Origin of the sequence: Paenibacillus anseongensis, from assembly GCF_009757995.1 — a bacterium.
Lineage (GTDB): Bacteria > Bacillota > Bacilli > Paenibacillales > NBRC-103111 > Paenibacillus_E > Paenibacillus_E chondroitinus.
Genome location: NZ_WSEM01000012.1, coordinates 180,403 through 196,574, shown reverse-complemented (window position 1 = coordinate 196,574; position 16,172 = coordinate 180,403). Strand labels below are relative to the sequence as shown.

The 16,172-nt window shown below is 48.7% G+C and carries 17 protein-coding genes; 12 read left to right on the top strand and 5 right to left on the bottom strand.

The annotated features are described in order from the left end of the window. Positions 1–212 precede the first annotated feature (212 nt). Both GON05_RS13315 and GON05_RS13310 read left to right on the top strand, forming a co-directional pair. Positions 213–1,157 carry a thymidylate synthase gene (locus tag GON05_RS13315; RefSeq protein WP_157319585.1) on the top strand — a complete coding sequence of 315 codons (945 nt, stop codon included), beginning with the start codon at positions 213–215 and terminating at the stop codon, positions 1,155–1,157. Between the two features lie 30 nt (positions 1,158–1,187). After that, positions 1,188–1,670 carry a dihydrofolate reductase gene (locus GON05_RS13310; protein ID WP_157319584.1) on the top strand — a complete coding sequence of 161 codons (483 nt, stop codon included), beginning with the start codon at positions 1,188–1,190 and terminating at the stop codon, positions 1,668–1,670. Between the two features lie 62 nt (positions 1,671–1,732). On the opposite strand, the gene GON05_RS13305 is transcribed toward GON05_RS13310, so the two are convergent. The 3 genes from GON05_RS13305 to GON05_RS13295 form a co-directional block, all read right to left on the bottom strand. Continuing rightward, positions 1,733–2,362 carry a YcnI family copper-binding membrane protein gene (locus GON05_RS13305; protein ID WP_157319583.1) on the bottom strand — a complete coding sequence of 210 codons (630 nt, stop codon included), beginning with the start codon at positions 2,360–2,362 and terminating at the stop codon, positions 1,733–1,735. A gap of 96 nt (positions 2,363–2,458) precedes the next feature. Next, entirely contained in the window at positions 2,459–3,130 is a 672-nt protein-coding gene (locus GON05_RS13300; RefSeq protein ID WP_258567596.1) for a response regulator, read from the bottom strand. A gap of 2 nt (positions 3,131–3,132) precedes the next feature. Continuing rightward, the gene (locus GON05_RS13295) at positions 3,133–3,969 is read right to left on the bottom strand and encodes a sensor histidine kinase (protein WP_157319582.1); all 837 of its coding nucleotides are present in this window, start codon (positions 3,967–3,969) and stop codon (positions 3,133–3,135) included. 172 nt (positions 3,970–4,141) lie between these two features. On the opposite strand from GON05_RS13295, the gene GON05_RS13290 reads away from it, so the two are divergent. The 3 genes from GON05_RS13290 (at position 4,142) to phnE (ending at position 7,699) form a co-directional block, all read left to right on the top strand. Next, entirely contained in the window at positions 4,142–5,167 is a 1,026-nt protein-coding gene (locus GON05_RS13290; protein WP_246239091.1) for a HoxN/HupN/NixA family nickel/cobalt transporter, read from the top strand. Positions 5,168–5,354: 187 nt separating this feature from the next. Further along, positions 5,355–6,128 (top strand): phosphonate ABC transporter ATP-binding protein, encoded by a 774-nt coding sequence (gene phnC / locus GON05_RS13285; protein ID WP_127457341.1) that lies wholly within the window; start codon positions 5,355–5,357, stop codon positions 6,126–6,128. Then, positions 6,125–7,699, top strand: a complete 1,575-nt coding sequence (gene phnE / locus GON05_RS39735) for a phosphonate ABC transporter, permease protein PhnE (protein WP_157319580.1) — start codon at positions 6,125–6,127, stop codon at positions 7,697–7,699. Before phnC ends, phnE begins: the two co-directional genes overlap by 4 nt. A 62-nt stretch (positions 7,700–7,761) precedes the next feature. Here the strand turns inward: phnE and GON05_RS13275 are convergent, their stop codons facing one another. Both GON05_RS13275 and GON05_RS13270 read right to left on the bottom strand, forming a co-directional pair. Beyond that, on the bottom strand, positions 7,762–8,010 hold the full coding sequence (locus GON05_RS13275) for a hypothetical protein (protein WP_157319579.1): 249 nt from the start codon (positions 8,008–8,010) through the stop codon (positions 7,762–7,764). Between the two features lie 186 nt (positions 8,011–8,196). Beyond that, complete coding sequence (locus GON05_RS13270; protein WP_397370049.1) at positions 8,197–9,156, bottom strand: phosphate/phosphite/phosphonate ABC transporter substrate-binding protein; 960 nt, start codon at positions 9,154–9,156, stop codon at positions 8,197–8,199. 186 nt (positions 9,157–9,342) lie between these two features. On the opposite strand from GON05_RS13270, the gene GON05_RS13265 reads away from it, so the two are divergent. From GON05_RS13265 to GON05_RS13235, 7 genes are all read left to right on the top strand, one after another. Continuing rightward, positions 9,343–10,944, top strand: a complete 1,602-nt coding sequence (locus GON05_RS13265; RefSeq protein ID WP_157319577.1) for a bifunctional metallophosphatase/5'-nucleotidase — start codon at positions 9,343–9,345, stop codon at positions 10,942–10,944. Positions 10,945–11,104: 160 nt separating this feature from the next. Beyond that, on the top strand, positions 11,105–11,908 hold the full coding sequence (locus tag GON05_RS13260; RefSeq protein ID WP_309491820.1) for an alpha/beta hydrolase: 804 nt from the start codon (positions 11,105–11,107) through the stop codon (positions 11,906–11,908). After that, positions 11,905–12,693: a 5-oxoprolinase subunit PxpB gene (gene pxpB / locus GON05_RS13255; protein ID WP_157319576.1), complete on the top strand. Its 789-nt coding sequence runs from the start codon at positions 11,905–11,907 to the stop codon at positions 12,691–12,693. Before GON05_RS13260 ends, pxpB begins: the two co-directional genes overlap by 4 nt. Beyond that, the gene (locus tag GON05_RS13250) at positions 12,683–13,669 is read left to right on the top strand and encodes a 5-oxoprolinase subunit C family protein (protein WP_157319575.1); all 987 of its coding nucleotides are present in this window, start codon (positions 12,683–12,685) and stop codon (positions 13,667–13,669) included. Before pxpB ends, GON05_RS13250 begins: the two co-directional genes overlap by 11 nt. A gap of 93 nt (positions 13,670–13,762) precedes the next feature. Then, positions 13,763–14,524, top strand: a complete 762-nt coding sequence (locus GON05_RS13245) for a LamB/YcsF family protein (protein WP_181646406.1) — start codon at positions 13,763–13,765, stop codon at positions 14,522–14,524. 812 nt (positions 14,525–15,336) lie between these two features. Then, positions 15,337–15,624, top strand: coding sequence for a CD3324 family protein (locus GON05_RS13240; RefSeq protein ID WP_127457334.1), 288 nt, complete (start codon positions 15,337–15,339; stop codon positions 15,622–15,624). 151 nt (positions 15,625–15,775) lie between these two features. Then, positions 15,776–16,165: a gamma-glutamylcyclotransferase family protein gene (locus GON05_RS13235; protein ID WP_157319573.1), complete on the top strand. Its 390-nt coding sequence runs from the start codon at positions 15,776–15,778 to the stop codon at positions 16,163–16,165. Positions 16,166–16,172: the final 7 nt, after the last annotated feature.

Sequence of the window (16,172 nt, the reverse complement as noted above, 5' to 3'; positions counted from 1 at the left end):
AGCTTCGAATGGCTTCGATGGAAATTTTTATCATAGAGGGAGTTTGCGAACCTCTTCTAGGAGCAAATAGTACCATAACTGCCGCAAAAATGCATCTCTGAGAGATTGGGATTTCGTGGAGAAATTGTCCGCACTTACAGATACCACTGAGGGGACAGGAATGGTAAAATAGATGGATATGCCTTTTATTATGGGATGGAGGTTCGTTAGCTTTGAAAGCCTATCAGGAATTGCTACAAGATATATTGGCAAACGGGACTAAAAAGGAAGACCGAACAGGGACGGGGACATTGTCCGTATTTGGGAGGCAGATGCGTTTTGACCTTTCGGAGGGATTCCCGCTTGTGACGACGAAAAGAGTGCCTTTTCGGTTAATTGCCAGTGAAATGCTCTGGTTTATTAAAGGAGATACGAATATTCGATATCTGCTGCAGCATAACAACCATATTTGGAATGAATGGGCTTTTAAAAAGTGGATTGAAAGCGCAGATTATACAGGACCCGATATGACGAATTTTGGGCTGCGCTCTCAGCAGGATGAAGCTTTCAAGGTTCAGTATGACGAGCAAATGGCGAGTTTCGTAGACAAGGTGCTGAATGACGAGGCATTTGCGAAGCAATACGGCGAGCTCGGAGATGTGTACGGCAAGCAGTGGAGAGATTGGACGACAACGCAGGGCGGAACGATTGATCAGCTCAAAGAGGTCATCCATATGATCAAAACGAACCCGGATTCGCGCAGGCTCATCGTCTCCGCATGGAATCCAGAGGATGTTCCGAGCATGGCGCTGCCGCCGTGTCACACGATGTTTCAGTTCTATGTGGCGGGCGGCAAGCTGAGCTGCCAGTTATATCAGCGCAGTGCCGACACGTTCCTGGGCGTTCCTTTTAACATTGCTGGCTACGCGCTGCTTACGCACCTAATCGCACAGGAGTGCGGACTAGGCGTAGGGGAGTTTGTCCATACCATTGGCGATGCGCATATTTACACGAACCATATTGATCAAATTCATACGCTTCTGAGCCGTGAGCCGAAGGAATTGCCAACGCTGAAGCTGAATCAAAATGTGGCATCGCTGTTCGATTTCGATGTCATCGACATCGAGTTGATCGGATACAATCCGCATCCAACGATTAAAGCGCCAGTAGCGGTATAGACGTGTTACGAAAGGAGGTTTGCACCGGCTATGAGTATTTCATTTATTTTCGCCATGGATCGCAACCGTGCCATTGGTGTAAACAATACATTGCCTTGGCACTTGCCAGGTGATCTGAAATTTTTTAAAGCCGTGACGATGGGGCACCCGATTCTGATGGGGCGCAAGACGTATGAATCCATCGGAAGGCCGCTGCCAGGCAGACGCAATGTGATCCTTACGCAGAATACGGAGTTTCGGGCGGAGGGCTGCGAGGTCATTCACTCCGTCGATGAAGCCGTTCAAGAGTTCAAAGATCAAGAGCTTTTCGTCATTGGCGGCGCGGAAATATTTCGCCTGTTCGCAGAGAAGGTTGATCGGATGTACATAACATTCATCGAGCACGAGTTTGAAGCGGACACGTACATGTCGGAGCTGGACTTGTCCGAGTGGACCTTGGTCTCAAGCGAACAGGGAGAACGGAACGAGAAAAACCCGTACGAGTATTACTTCCGGATTTATCAAAGAGCATAAGAAAGGCCTTGAGTTCAGCGTCAATCCTGACGGAGAACTCAAGGCCTTTTCTTATAGCCGGATTAGCGGCGTTTTCTTGTGAACGAAACGATCAAGGATAATGCCCCAAGCACAACAGCTACAATGGAAAGGTACAGCGGTGTTTTGGAGCTGGAACTGCCGCTTTCAGCAGCAGCTTGGCCAGCAACGACGTTCCCATGGCTGTCTGTGATAGCGCCGGCTTTGGCTTTCACCGTCGTAACGGAAGCAGGCTTGTCTGAACCGTCTGCGCCGACCCATTCCACGACGCTGCCGTCTTTGTAGGTTTGGTAAGCTTTCCAAACGATTTGGGTAGCAGCGTCCGCTACTTTACCCTGCATATTAAAATCACCGAACTCCGTGCTCGCGAGTCCGTCTCCGCTTGCTTTCCAGGTAACGCCGGTAATTTTACCAGCGGAATCTTTGGCGACTTCATATGTCCAGCCGGCTTTTGGCTCAAAACGGGAAACGGCAACGGAGTCCATCGGGAACTTCACTTCCACTTTTACCGTAGGAATATCTTTCTCGGATGGCACACGAACCGTAAACATCTCGTAGCTGCCTTGTGTGGCTTCTTTGGGATATACCGTTACATGAGCGCTGGCGACGCCAACGATTAGCAGCATGGAACCGACCAGCAGGATACTTGCGTTTAACATCAATTTTTTAAACATGGAACATTTTCCCCTTTCGAATCAACTCTTCTCATGTTGTCCATGTTACCTGTTTGGTAAGCATCTGAGTATGACTCTAGTGGGCTATTTTTTCGACTAGTTTTGTCCTTTTCGTGTCAAGCCGTGCTTAATGGCGAATCCGGTTAGCTGAACGCGGTTCTCAAGCCCGAGCTTAACCAATATATTTTTCATATGATTTTTGACGGTATGCTCTGAAATAAGCAGTTTCTCAGCAATCTGCCGATTATTGTCTCCCTGGGCGACATAGGCGGTGATTTCCTGCTCCCGAGAGGTTAGCATGCTCGGTGTTGGACCTTCCGCCAAATTCCCAACCGGTGCGCGAAACCGTTGGAAAAGCTTGTCCGCCATCCCCCGGGCGGCATCGGAATTATCGTCGAGCAGGGCGCGAAGATAGGTAAGCCATTCATCAGGGTCCATATTTTTGAGCAAATAGCCCTGGGCTCCGAACTGCAGGGCCGTGAAGAGGTCGGCCACATCGTCGGAAACCGTCAGCATGACGATTCGGATCGTCCCATAGGCTTGTTTGATGCGCCGTGTCGCTTCAAGTCCATCCATAGGAGACATATGAATATCCATCAATACCACATCGGGCGCGACTTCACCACACTGCACAATCGCAGCTTCACCGCTGCTGGCTTCCCCCACAATTTCAAAGTCGGCCACAGGATCCAGCATGCTGCGGATCGCTTTTCGGGCCAAGGGATGATCATCTACTATAAGTACACGGAAGGGTTGTGTGGATGTCAAAATCAGTTCCTCCTATCTGCGGCTTGCACTGTGAGATCGGTTCCGGTTATGTCTCCGCTTCCTGTTCCTGCTTGTGCTTCGCCTGTACCTCTTGCCTTAAATTCGAAGGAGGCTCCTAAATCAGACGCCCGTTTCTGCATCAGCTCAATGCCATACTTCTTGCCTGCTGCTTCAGCATGCTGAAGTCCACGGCCATTATCCGTAATCTGCAGTTTCCAGGCATCCGGCTGAGCTTCCAACAAGATTGCCGCTTCTGTTGCCATGGAGTGTTTGCGAATGTTCGTAAAGGCCTCCTGGATGATGCCGAAAAGCTGTACCTCCTCTGCGGGAGTGAAGCTGTTCTCCTCAATTTCCAGCTCCTCCTGCAGCTCAATACCCGTCACCATCCGCCAGTCGTGCAGAAATTTATGGATACGCTGCTCAAGGCCGGTCCCTTCTTCAGGCGGCGTGCGAAGATTGAAAATCGCCTGACGGAGCGAGTTGTCGATTTCCGATACGGCGGCTTTGGCTTCCTCCAAATCACCTTGCTTTAACTTGACGTTAAGGAAAAAAAGCGTCTGAGCCAAGTCGTCATGCAGCTCTCGGGCGAGACGTTCCCGCTCTTCGTAGACGGCTCTGCGTGCTTCGCCCATGGTAAGCTGCTCATTGCTGCGTTCAATGCTTTGAAACATCCATGAAGCAAAGAGGTACGAGAGCAGCAGCGTAATAACGGTAATGGAGAAGTTGCCGGCTTCCATTGTTAAGTAATTTAATAGGAACTCATGGCGTATATATTCAAAGCCGCCGATGATGACTACAGGTACGAAAATGGTAAAAAGTTTAAAAAGACGAAGAGACATCAGATCGTTTACACTCCTTACATAGCTCATTATTTTGGAACGGATACTATTATATCAAATAAATGTTAGATTTCTTCACAATAAATTAGGTAAAATGCTTCTCAAGTCACGCACACGTGTGCTACATTGTAAATAAATCGTGGCACGAATGGAAAGGTTGTGTGTATACCACATGTGGAAATCATTGCTGGAGCAGCGGAAAAGCTGGGGCGGATACATAGGCTTTATCTTGCTTCTCCATATATTAGGCCTTATTGGACTTTATTCGGTGGCCAAAACGTCTCCTGCTTTTTGGGGGATCGGACTGCTTGCCTATACGCTGGGCATGCGGCATGCCTTTGACGTCGATCATATCGCGGCCATTGACAATACCGTGCGTAAGCTTGTTCAACAGAAACGCAACCCGTTAGGCGTCGGTTTTTATTTCTCGCTAGGTCATTCTTCGGTCGTTTTCCTTATGTCCATTGTGACCGCTTTTTCGGTGACATGGGCGGAGCGTGAGCTTCCATGGATGCAGCGTTTCGGAGGCGTTATCGGCGCTTCGGTATCCGGGCTCTTTCTAGTTATCATTGGAGTCATTAACTTGATTATTCTAATAAGCTTATATAAACTGTTCGTCAAATTTCGCGGCGGTAAGCAGGATGACAATGAGTTTGAAGAGCTGTTGGAGTCCCGCGGCTTCATCGCCCGTATGATCAAGCCGTTGTTCTCTTTCATCAGCAAAAGCTGGCATGTGTATCCGCTAGGGTTTCTCTTTGGTCTAGGCTTCGATACGGCTAGTGAAATTGCGCTGTTAGCCATTTCCGCCCATGCGGCCAAAGATGCCATTCCATTCATCGGCGTCATCTCGCTTCCGCTATTATTTGCAGCAGGCATGAGTCTATTTGACACAGCTGACGGGATGTTCATGACTAAGGCGTACAAGTGGGCTTTCCATACGCCCGTGCGCAAGCTTTATTACAATTTGACTGTAACCGCTCTGGCCGTCATTGCCGCTTTAATTATCGGTGTCATTGAGTTGGGGCAGGTGCTCTCGGAAGAATTCGGCATGGAAGGCACCTTCTGGACTTGGCTGCAGGATATTGATTTCGGCACCTTGGGCTTCATCCTCGTCGCCCTGTTCATCATTGCGTGGATCGTCTCCATTGCAGTGTGGAAAGGGATGAAAATCGAGGAGCGCTGGCGTGCTAAAGTATAGTTCGAAAGTTTGATAAATAAGTAATTATGACTAGCCTCGGATCAAATTCCGGGGCTCTTTTGTTGTCATGGTGAACAATGGAATATGAATATTTTCTAAAGGTTATCATAGAAAGAAGGATTTTGACGAAATTCGTTGAATTAGTTTGGTCTGATCTTTGATACCATTTAAAGAAAGTAGGACTTATATGATTGAGTTTAAACATATTTCCAAGGTGTATCCTAACGGAACTGTGGGTCTGAACGACATTAATTTGACGATTAACCCGGGAGAGTTTATTGTGATCGTCGGTCTCTCAGGCGCAGGGAAATCTACTTTATTGCGTTCAATCAATCGCTTGCATGAGACGACAGACGGAGAAATTCTGATAGATGGCAAATCGATCACAAAAGCAAATGGTTCGGAATTACGCCGGATGCGCAGAGATATCGGGATGATCTTCCAAACCTTCAATCTCGTTAAGCGTTCCACGGTTCTTCGCAACGTATTATCTGGTCGCGTAGGCTACCACTCCACATTACGTACCATCCTTGGTTTGTTCCCTAAACATGATATCGAGCTTTCCCTGAAAGCACTGGAAAGAGTGAATATTCGGGAGAAGGCCTATTCACGCGCTGATGAATTGTCCGGTGGTCAGCAACAGCGTGTTTCCATCGCGAGGGCGCTTGCCCAAGAAGCCAAAATCATTTTGGCGGATGAGCCTGTTGCCTCCTTGGATCCTTTAACGACAAGACAGGTTATGGATGACCTGAAACGCATTAACACGGAACTGGGTATCACAACGGTTGTTAACCTGCACTTTATTGATCTTGCACGTGAATACGCAACGCGGATTATCGGGCTTCGTGCAGGTAAAGTCGTATATGACGGACCCGTTGCTGAAGCGACAGACGAGGTATTCTCCGAAATTTATGGCCGTGCCATTAAGAAAGATGAGCTGTTGGGGGTGCAGGAGGGATGAGTGTGACGTCTGTCAAAAGACCTCCTCGAACGAAGATTTATCTCACAGCCATCATCATGATCTTGTTCCTGATCGGAAGCATCTATCAGACGGACGCGACACTCTCGAAGCTGGTTACCGGAACACCGGAAATCCTCAAATTCATTGGGGAAATGTTTCCGCCGGATTGGGCGTTTTTCGCTGATATTTGGAAGCCGATGGCACAAACCATCCAAATGTCCATTATCGGTACAACCATAGGAGCTCTTTTCGCTTATCCCATGGCGCTTCTTGCAGCACGTAACGTAACCACATCGCCGTGGCTTTTTTATCCGGCCAGGCTGATCATGAACCTGCTTCGCACGATTCCGGATTTGCTGTACGCTGCACTGTTTGCGGTGCTAGTGGGGTTTGGGCCCACAGCAGGTACGCTCGCGCTGATTTTCTTCACGTTCGGTATTTTGTCCAAGCTTGCATATGAATCGACGGAAGCGATCGATCCAGGCCCACTGGAAGCGATGACAGCCGTTGGTGCCAATAAACTGAAGCTGATTCGTTTCGGTGTTCTTCCACAGGTTGCACCTACGTATCTTGCTCATTTCTTGTATACATTTGAAGTCAGTATCCGCGCCTCCGCGATCCTAGGTTTGGTTGGAGCCGGTGGTATCGGTTTGCTGCTCAAAAACACGTTGGATCTGTTTCGTTACGATCAGTCCTGTGCGATTGTCATTTACACGTTGATTGTTGTTGTCATTATCGATTTGGTAAGTACCCGGTTCCGTTCCTACCTGCTGAAGGGCAGCGCAAAGCCAATGTCAGAATCTCGTGCGCGCACTTACAAAATTGTAGGATGGGTCGCGGTTATCGCTTTGTTCATCTGGTCGTTGACAGGTCTGGAGTTAACAGGCTTTCAACCAACGACTTGGATTTTGACGAAAGCCATGATTACCGGCTTGTTTCATCCGGATTGGGCGTATGTCTATATTCCGGAAGGCGAAGATTTACTTCGTTCTTTGCTTGAAACGTTGTCCATTTCCTACTTGGGGAACTTCGTTTCGGCGATTGTCTGTTTGCCGTTTGCCTTCTGGGCTGCAGCGAATATGAGCCGTTTCCGCGCCGTCTCGGGAACAGGGAAATTGTTCTTGAGTATTGTTCGTACGATTCCTGAAATTATTATGGCTTTGATCTTTATCAAAGCTGTAGGGCCTAATGCATATGCCGGGGTAATGGCCTTAGGATTGCACTCCGTAGGGATGCTCGGGAAGCTGTATGCCGAAGCCATTGAAAATATGGATATGGGGCCTACAGAGGCGATGAACGCCGTTGGCGCTAATATTTGGCAGCGGATGGCCTTTGCCGTCATTCCTCAAGTCATTCCTGATTTCATCTCGTATACGCTATATCGCTTCGAGATCAACGTTCGTTCTGCAACCCTGCTTGGAGTCATTGGTGCTGGAGGGATCGGTACACCGCTTATTTTCGCGCTGAATGCGAGGCAGTGGCCGCGTGTAGGGATCATCCTGATCGGGATCATCATTACCGTCTCAATTATTGACTACATTTCAGGATCGCTTCGTAAACGTATCGTATAAAGCAACAGACGCCGCTAGCTGCGGCGTCTGTTTTGTTATGCACGTTGTATGATGTATGTCTATTACACTTGACTTGAAAGTCTCTCGCGGGTAACTAAACGAAGTGAACCCCGGCTAAGTTTTGATAATCCAGCTGAGCTGTTTGTCGGTTCCAGAACTTCAATCTGTTCGATTAGCTCCAGGGGAATCATGATGTTTCTTATTTTCAACAGTTGGAAGGCTGAATAGTAATGCGTAATAACTCCTCTAATTTCGTCGTTGCCGCACCGGATGGAGACTTCATTTTTACTGCTAATAAGCTTTTCGAACATTCCATTTTCACCCCACTATGATATATGACAAGTTCAAGTAAACGTTTGTCATGCAAAAGTAAAAAAAAATTTACCGGACGTGCCACATCCATAGTATGCAAGCGTGGAAATACGTAGAATTGAAAAAAAAGAGGCTCTCCCTCCGTCAATGAATGACTTTGGGACAGCCTCTTGATTTAGATAGGCTTATTTCAAGCCCATTTCTTTGTTCGCATCACGAACGATGTTGAAATCTTCATCTTTCGCTACAACATAACCTTTATGTGTATAAACATCAAAAATGATTTTTTGGCCTTCTGGATCCGTACCAAGTGCTAGGAAAGCGTCTTGGATTTTCTTTTTCCATGCTGCATCCATATCGGAGCGAACAGCGATTGTATCGTTAGGGATTTTATCGGAGAAAGCTAGAACTTTTGTTTGTTTGAAAATGTCTGGGTAATCCTTGATCATGTTCGTACGAATGTCTTGGAATACGCCGACAGCGTCAACTTGACCGTTAAGAAGCGCGATAACCGCTTTGTCATGTCCTTGGAATTGTACGCCTGTTACGTCTTTCACTGGATCAACGCCAGCTTTTTTCAACAACAGACCTGGATAAACGTAACCAGCTGCGGAAGTAACACCTTGCCAGCCCATTTTTTTGCCTTTCAAATCAGCAACCGATTTGATTGGGGAATCTGCTTTCACAAGGATTTCGGATTTGTAGAAATTCACAAGTTCAGTCGTTGGTTGGCCAGTTGCATCGTCAACGCCGAAACGTGTCGCTTGGGCAAGCAGATCAGCTGCTTTGCGGTTATCATGAGCAACAACGTAGTTGCTCGGTGGCAGGAAGCCAACGTCAACTTGTTTGGAAGCCATAGCTTCGATTACAACGTTATAGTCAGTTGAAACGGAAACTTTAACCGGAATACCCAGCTTGTCCCCGAGAAGTTTTTCAAGTGGTTTTGCTTTCGCTTCAAGTGTCTCTGCATTTTGGGAAGGGACGAATTGAACTTTAAGTTCTTTTGGAACAAAACCCGTTGCTGCTGCTGGGCTAGCGGAAGCTGCTGCTGACGGAGAAGCACTCGCTGCTGCACCTGCTGAAGCTGATGGAGCTGGAGTTTCTTTCTTTGCACAGCCAGCAAGTAGACCTGTGGCAACAACCATCATGGAAAGGGTAATCACTGTTAATTTTTTCATTACTTTTTTGACCTCCGTTTAAATTTATTTGCTATTTATCTAAGATGTAATATAACATTAACATAAGGGATATGGAAGATAGTGTGAAGTATTTGTTAAACTGCCAATTGTTATGTACGTATTTACAAAATAAAAAGTTGTGGAGTGGGGAACTTGACTCAGCCTGGTAAGGTGCAGAAAAGTACAGTAACCATACTGGAAACAAGCGATTTACATGGCAATATGCTGCCTTTGTATTACGCGAATAACTTGCCCAACGATGTGGGTTTAGCCAAAATAGCGGCATTGGTAGAAGCTGAACGGAAGAAGGAAGCCAATGTAATCGTCATCGACAACGGGGATCTCATTCAAGGCACTCCGCTGGCCTACCATCACGCTAGATTGGATAACGAGCCGATGGATCCGATGGTGATCGGACTCAATTATATTGGCTATGATGCTGCTGTAATCGGGAATCATGAGTTTAATTATGGCCTTGATGTACTTGGTAAAGCGGTCAAGGAATCTGAGTTCCCGTGGCTGTGCGCAAGTATTGTAGACGGAGCAAGCGGAGAGCCATTCTTAGGTAAACCTTATATCATCAAGGAACTTCCTGAAGGTGTTCGCATCGGTATTTTGGGATTGACAACACCGTATATTCCAAATTGGGAAAACCCTGCGCATATCGCCGGTTTGCAGTTTGTGGATGCTGTAGAAGCAGCTCACAAGTGGGTGAAGGTGCTTAAGGAAGAAGAGCAAGCGGATGTTGTAGTCGTCTCTTATCATGGCGGCTTTGAAAGACATCTGGAGACAGGGGAACCTACGGAACCTTTGACAGGTGAAAATCAGGGCTATCAGCTTTGTATGGAAGTTGAAGGGGTGGATGTGCTGCTGACCGGGCACCAGCACCGGAGCATTGCAGGGCAAAGCATAAACGGTGTCCTTGTTGTGCAACCGGGAACGGCTGGCGTTACGCTAGGGAAAGTGAAGCTGGAGCTTTCGTTGGTAGAAGGCAAATGGCGGATCGACACCAAGACATCCGAGCTGCTCTCCGTAACGGGTGTTGAAGCAGACAAGAAGCTCATGGAGCTTGTAGATACCCATGAAGCGAAAACGCAAGAGTGGCTGGATCAACCGATCGGCAAGCTCACGGGCGATATGCTCGTGAAAGATCCCATGCAGACCCGCTTGAAAGACAGCGCACTGATCGAATTCATCAATCGGGTACAGATGGAGCTGTCCGGAGCGCCCATTTCCAATACGGCGTTGTTTGATAACGTATCACCGGGTTTTCCTTCCGATATTACGATGAGGGACATCGTATCCAATTACATTTACCCGAATACATTGAAAGTGATTCGTATTTCCGGACAAGACATCAAGGACGCCTTGGAACAGTCCGCGGAATATTTCGAACTGACACCTGGCGGCGAAGTTCAGGTCAGCAGCAAGTTTAGAGAGCCGAAGCCACAGCATTACAATTATGATATGTGGGAAGGCATTACGTATAAATTGAACATCTCCCGTCCGATTGGAGAGCGTGTCGTACAGCTCGATTATGACGGGCAGCCGCTGGACCTTAACGCATCCTACGATGTTGTGATGAACAATTACAGAGCGGCAGGCGGAGGCAACTATGCCATGTTCCAGGATAAGCCGGTCATTAAGGATATTCCGACGGATGTTGCGGAGCTTCTTGCCGGGTATATTATGGAGCGAGGTACAATTGAAGCCAGTGTGAATGGGAATTGGGAAGTCATTTGGGATACAGAGTAGAAATGAAAAAGGCGGTGCAGGGTTAATCCTGCGCCGTCTTATTTTTTCTTTCCACACAAGAATCAAGGCAATGCCCTAATTTTTTGTAAAATCCTACCTATGCGAACTTGGGGGGATTCGATATGATTAGCATAGCACATAAATAAAGGAGGTTTCTTGAGTGAACAGCGCAACCACAATCGAATTATGGCCCGGAGCATCCGAGATTAGCATCGGTGAGGAAAACCAAGGATGCCCGAGCTTGACTTTGTATCCTGTAGCAAGCGAAGGCTTGAGCTCTGCCGTTATAGTATGTCCCGGAGGCGGCTACGGTAGGCGTGCGCCCCATGAAGGCGAACCTGTTGCAAAGTGGCTCAATGGACTTGGGATTTCGGCCTTTGTTTTAAACTACCGGGTAGCTCCATATGAACATCCAATTCCGCTCCAAGATGCCCAAAGAGCGATTCGAACGGTAAGACACCATGCAGAGCAATGGGGGATTGATCCGAATCGGCTAGGGATCCTTGGATTCTCCGCAGGTGGTCACCTGGCTTCCTCCGCAGGTACGCTATTTGATGCCGGGAACCAAGAAGCAGAAGATCCTATCGAGAGACAAAGCAGCCGTCCGGACGCTTTAATTCTTTGTTATCCTGTCATTTCCTTCTATGAGTTTGGACATGTGGGCTCCAGAAAGAACCTGTTAGGCGAGGCACCGGATGAGAAGCTGGTTACTCTGTTATCCACAGAGAAACAAGTATCGTCGGATACACCGCCGACTTTCCTCTGGCACACTGCCGACGATGCCGCCGTTCCTGTCGAGAACAGCTTACTTTTTGCCATGGCGCTTAGCCGTCATAAAGTGCCGTACGATCTGCATGTTTTTGAGAGCGGACGGCATGGTATTGGCATGGCGACTGATCACGATGAAGCCTATATATGGCCAGAACTTTGCGCAAACTGGTTGAAAAAGCAGAAATTTGCATGACGAAGCTCCATTACGAATGGCATCACCTTGGGGATTCGGCCATCGTACTTACGCTTGGCACAAGCATTGAGTTGTCAACACTAGATCTGGTGCGGCAAGTGACAGCCTATCTGGAGAAGCACCCTTTCGCAGGTTTTATAGAAATGGTGCCCGCTTATACGACAATTACGATTTATTATGATCCGGTCGTGGTATATCAGCATTTTTCTGAAGCGGAGGTTCACCGCAAACATGTACACCCTGCTGGAGAAAACTATATGCTTCCTTGCGACAAGGTTCTCCAACATATTGTGCGGTGCTTGGGCGGCTTTGAGTTCACAAACGAGCAGCAGTCATCTCAGACAGAGAAACTTATCGAAATTCCCGTTTGTTATGGTGGGGAGTATGGTCCTGATCTTGCGGAAGTAGCGGCTTATCACAGTCTGACAGAGGAAGAAATCGTCGCCTTGCATACTGCACAAATCTATCCGGTCTATATGATTGGTTTTGCCCCGGGTTTCCCGTATTTGGGCGGCATGGATGAGCGGTTGGTTACACCTAGAAAATCAGTGCCCAGACCTCGTATTCCAACCGGATCGGTAGGAATTGGCGGCGCGCAAACCGGCATTTATCCATTTGAAACGCCAGGCGGGTGGAACCTGATCGGTCGGACGCCGCTTGCTTTATTTCAGCCGCAATCCGCGCCTCCTTCCTTATTGCAGGTAGGAGATCGGGTGAAATTCGTCGCCATCACGCCGGAGCAGTTCCATTTTACCGCTGAAAGGAACCTGGAACATGGGCTTTAAAATCATCAAGCCGGGGATGTTATCGATCCTGCAGGATCAAGGGCGTTACGGATACCGCAAATTTGGTGTCATTGCATCGGGTCCTATGGACTTTTTTGCCCACCAAGCAGCTAACATTCTTGTAGGGAATACCGCCGATGCCGCCGTATTGGAAATTACCCTGAACGGACCGAGCATGGTCGCGCAATCGGATATGCTGATAGCCTTGTGTGGAGCAGATCTCGAGGCGGATGTGGAGGGCAGCAGAGTGCCGTTATGGCGATCTTTTTTCATCCAAAAAGGGAAACAACTGAGCTTCCGCTATGCGGTGAAGGGGTGTAGAGCTTATTTAGCTGTGCATGGGGGCTTTGCAGCGAATGTCAGCATGGGCAGCACAAGCACTTATCTGCGGGCAGGGATTGGCGGGCATGAAGGCAGAGCGCTTCTAGCGGGAGATGAACTGAAGCTGGGCAGTGCGAAGAAAGCAGCCCTGAACATCAACAATTGTTCTGTGTCTGGTGAGGTCACTCCTTTTATTCGGCCGAATTACGAAGACAACCCGGTTGTGGGCATTGTATGGGGCAAGGAAGCGGACCATTTTGCGAAATCGGTCAAAGCGAAGTTTCTGGCTCGAAGCTTCACGGTTACCCCGCAATCGGACCGGATGGGATATCGGCTGGAAGGAAAACCTCTTTCGTTGAAACGCGGTATCTCCCATGAAATGATTTCGGAAGCCGTTGTTCCAGGCACGATTCAGGTGCCACCGAGCGGTCAGCCCATTCTTTTGCTTTCTGACTGCCAGACAACAGGCGGCTATCCGCGCATTGCCCATGTCATTACGGCCCATCTGCCGCTAATCGCTCAAGTGAAGCCAGGGGGCAAACTGCGTTTCCGCGAGGTTAGCTTGAGGGAAGCCCAGGAGCAGCTTTTGCTGCAGGCTATGGATATGCGGTTGCTGGAAGCTGGCGTGCGTGCTGGGTTTAGGGATCGTGGATGAAGATTGATGGTCGGATGAGATGAGAAGTTCAAATGATATTTGATAAAAACAAAGTGAAGCATTGGAGTTATGAAAGGTGATGGAAAAGTGAGTGTGCTGAGTATAGATTTAAATTGTGATATGGGCGAAGCCTTCGGCGCTTATCGCCTCGGGCGCGACGAGGAGCTGCTGGACTTCGTCAGCTCCGCCAACATCGCCTGCGGATTCCACGCAGGCGATCCTGCCACCATGCGCAGCACCGTGCAGCTGTGCATGCGTAAAGGCGTGGCGATCGGGGCCCATCCGGGCCTCCCCGATCTGCAGGGCTTTGGCCGGCGGGAGATCGCCATCACGCCGGCCGAGGCTTACGAGCTGACGTTGTATCAGCTCGGGGCGCTGCAGGCGTTCGTCCACGCCGAAGGCGGGCGCCTGCAGCACGTCAAGCCGCATGGCGCGCTCTATCACATGGCGGCGAAGCGCCATGATCTCGCCGCGGCCATTGCGGCAGCGACGCTCAGCGTCAGCGCGGAGCTGACGCTGCTTGGACCGCCCGGCAGCGAGCTGCTGCGGGCGGGTGCCGCCGCGGGGCTGCGAACCGCGAGCGAAGCTTTCGCGGACCGCACCTACCGGCGGGACGGCACGCTGACGCCCCGGGATCAGCCCGGGGCGCTCCTGGAGAGCGCCGCGGATGCAGCGGCGCAAGTGGTACGCCTCGTCCGCGAGGGGAAGGTCCTCTCCCAGGAGGGAGAGGATCTGAGCATGCGCGCGGACACGATCTGTATCCACGGCGACGGTGCTCACGCCGTGGAGTTTGCGCGCGATATCCGCGCGCTGCTGAACAGCAGCGGCATCGCGGTGACGGCGCTGGGGCACTGATCTGTGACTCTAACGGACTGAGATGCCGCTATCTGCCACTTTTAGGATGAAAATTGGATCTAACGGACTCAGGTGCCGTTATTTACCTGAAAGTTACCGATATCCACCCTAAAATCAGCAGATAGCGGCTGTACAGTCCGTTACCCCTTGCTCAACCAGCAAAAACACTATAATAGCGGCAACCAGGTCCGTTAGCCTCTAGGGAAGCACACACCAGCCTAGGAAAGAATCCTTATAACGATTCTTTCACTTGAGAATGGGGTAGGATTATGAGTAAATAGAGAAGTAGCCGGCCAGCTAATAACTTCGGAAAGGAGTGATCAAGGTGATTACAACAAAAGCGGAGGTGATCTCTGCGTAAGCAGAGGTCATCGTTACAACCGGGGGCCCTCTGGGCTCCCGCATATTCTTAACTTACGAGTAGACAGCGAGAAGCTTTTTACATATAATGAGAATTGTGAACACGAAGTGAACACACAGGCAATACAGGAGAGACTTTGCTCTCCAACCCATGTAATACAATCCCAATATTAGGTGAAAGGAGTGTTTTTTAATGAACACAATGACAATGACAGTAGCGATGAGTGTTGCGGCCGCCGCAGAGGTAATCGTCTCCTAACTGAATATCATTCGTGGAATAACCGTTCACCTGAATTTGTATAATTGCATATACAACCGACAGGCACGATTATGGTCGTGTTTTTTTTATTCCATTTTGATAAGAATGGTATGAGGTTTAGGGGCGATGAGATTACTCTCTGCAAATCCGAACAAAGTTTAATCTTTGCGACAATTTGAGGAGGTTTTCATCCATGAGTTACAAGAACGGGAAGGACGTTCTTCCCCCTAACCTATTAAAACAATTACAAGAATATATCCAAGGTGAAATCGTATATATCCCTAAGAAAGAGCAGAAACGCGCTGGATGGGGAGAAAATAACGGAACACGCATTATTATCGAGCGTAGAAATCAAGAAATTTTCCGGTTGTACCAAACTGGCTCCACGGTGATGGAGTTAATCAAGGTCTTTCATCTATCGGAAGACAGCATCCGCAAAATTATTGTGAAAACGCGCGAGTTAACAGCTAATCAAGCATAGAAGCAGCATCCATTGTGGATGTTGCTTTTTTTCTTTGCCCGGCTCTACATGAAATTGTAAAAGGTTGGATGTTTTGAAAAGGGATCGGGGAGATGGCTAGCGAATTTAAAATGAACCTTATAAATTACATAATTCGACAGGAGGAGTTTTCATGATATCTGTATTTGTCTACGGCACACTGCTTGTTGGAGAGAGTAATCACTTCGTAGCAGCTCCTTTTGTGCAGTCCGTGCAATCGGGTACGATTTTTGGCCGTTTATTTGATGTTGGGCCTTATCCTGCGCTCTTGCTAACGGAAGGCAATGGGGAGCAGCATGTTGTTGGGGAATGGTTGGAAGTGACGGAAGAAGGCCTGCAAGCGATGGATGTCCTGGAAGGTTATTATGGTCCTGGAGCCTCCAATAATGAATATGACCGCGTCTGGATCCAAGATGTGAACGGGGAGCGTGAAGGTTGGGTTTATATCTATCCCTCCGTGGAAGGACTTAAAGAAATTAACGGCTCATCATGGAAAGAATATGATGCTTCGCGAATGAAATAATATTTTT

Coding starts and splice junctions, on each gene's coding strand:
- GON05_RS13310 (WP_157319584.1), top strand. CDS start 1,188: ATGAGTATTTCATTTATTTTCGCCATGGATCGCAACCGTGCCATTGGT.
- GON05_RS13305 (WP_157319583.1), bottom strand. CDS start 2,362: ATGTTTAAAAAATTGATGTTAAACGCAAGTATCCTGCTGGTCGGTTCC.
- GON05_RS13295 (WP_157319582.1), bottom strand. CDS start 3,969: ATGTCTCTTCGTCTTTTTAAACTTTTTACCATTTTCGTACCTGTAGTC.
- GON05_RS13290 (WP_246239091.1), top strand. CDS start 4,142: ATGTGGAAATCATTGCTGGAGCAGCGGAAAAGCTGGGGCGGATACATA.
- phnC (WP_127457341.1), top strand. CDS start 5,355: ATGATTGAGTTTAAACATATTTCCAAGGTGTATCCTAACGGAACTGTG.
- phnE (WP_157319580.1), top strand. CDS start 6,125: ATGAGTGTGACGTCTGTCAAAAGACCTCCTCGAACGAAGATTTATCTC.
- GON05_RS13275 (WP_157319579.1), bottom strand. CDS start 8,010: ATGTTCGAAAAGCTTATTAGCAGTAAAAATGAAGTCTCCATCCGGTGC.
- GON05_RS13270 (WP_397370049.1), bottom strand. CDS start 9,156: ATGGTTGTTGCCACAGGTCTACTTGCTGGCTGTGCAAAGAAAGAAACT.
- pxpB (WP_157319576.1), top strand. CDS start 11,905: ATGACGAAGCTCCATTACGAATGGCATCACCTTGGGGATTCGGCCATC.
- GON05_RS13250 (WP_157319575.1), top strand. CDS start 12,683: ATGGGCTTTAAAATCATCAAGCCGGGGATGTTATCGATCCTGCAGGAT.
- GON05_RS13240 (WP_127457334.1), top strand. CDS start 15,337: ATGAGTTACAAGAACGGGAAGGACGTTCTTCCCCCTAACCTATTAAAA.
- GON05_RS13235 (WP_157319573.1), top strand. CDS start 15,776: ATGATATCTGTATTTGTCTACGGCACACTGCTTGTTGGAGAGAGTAAT.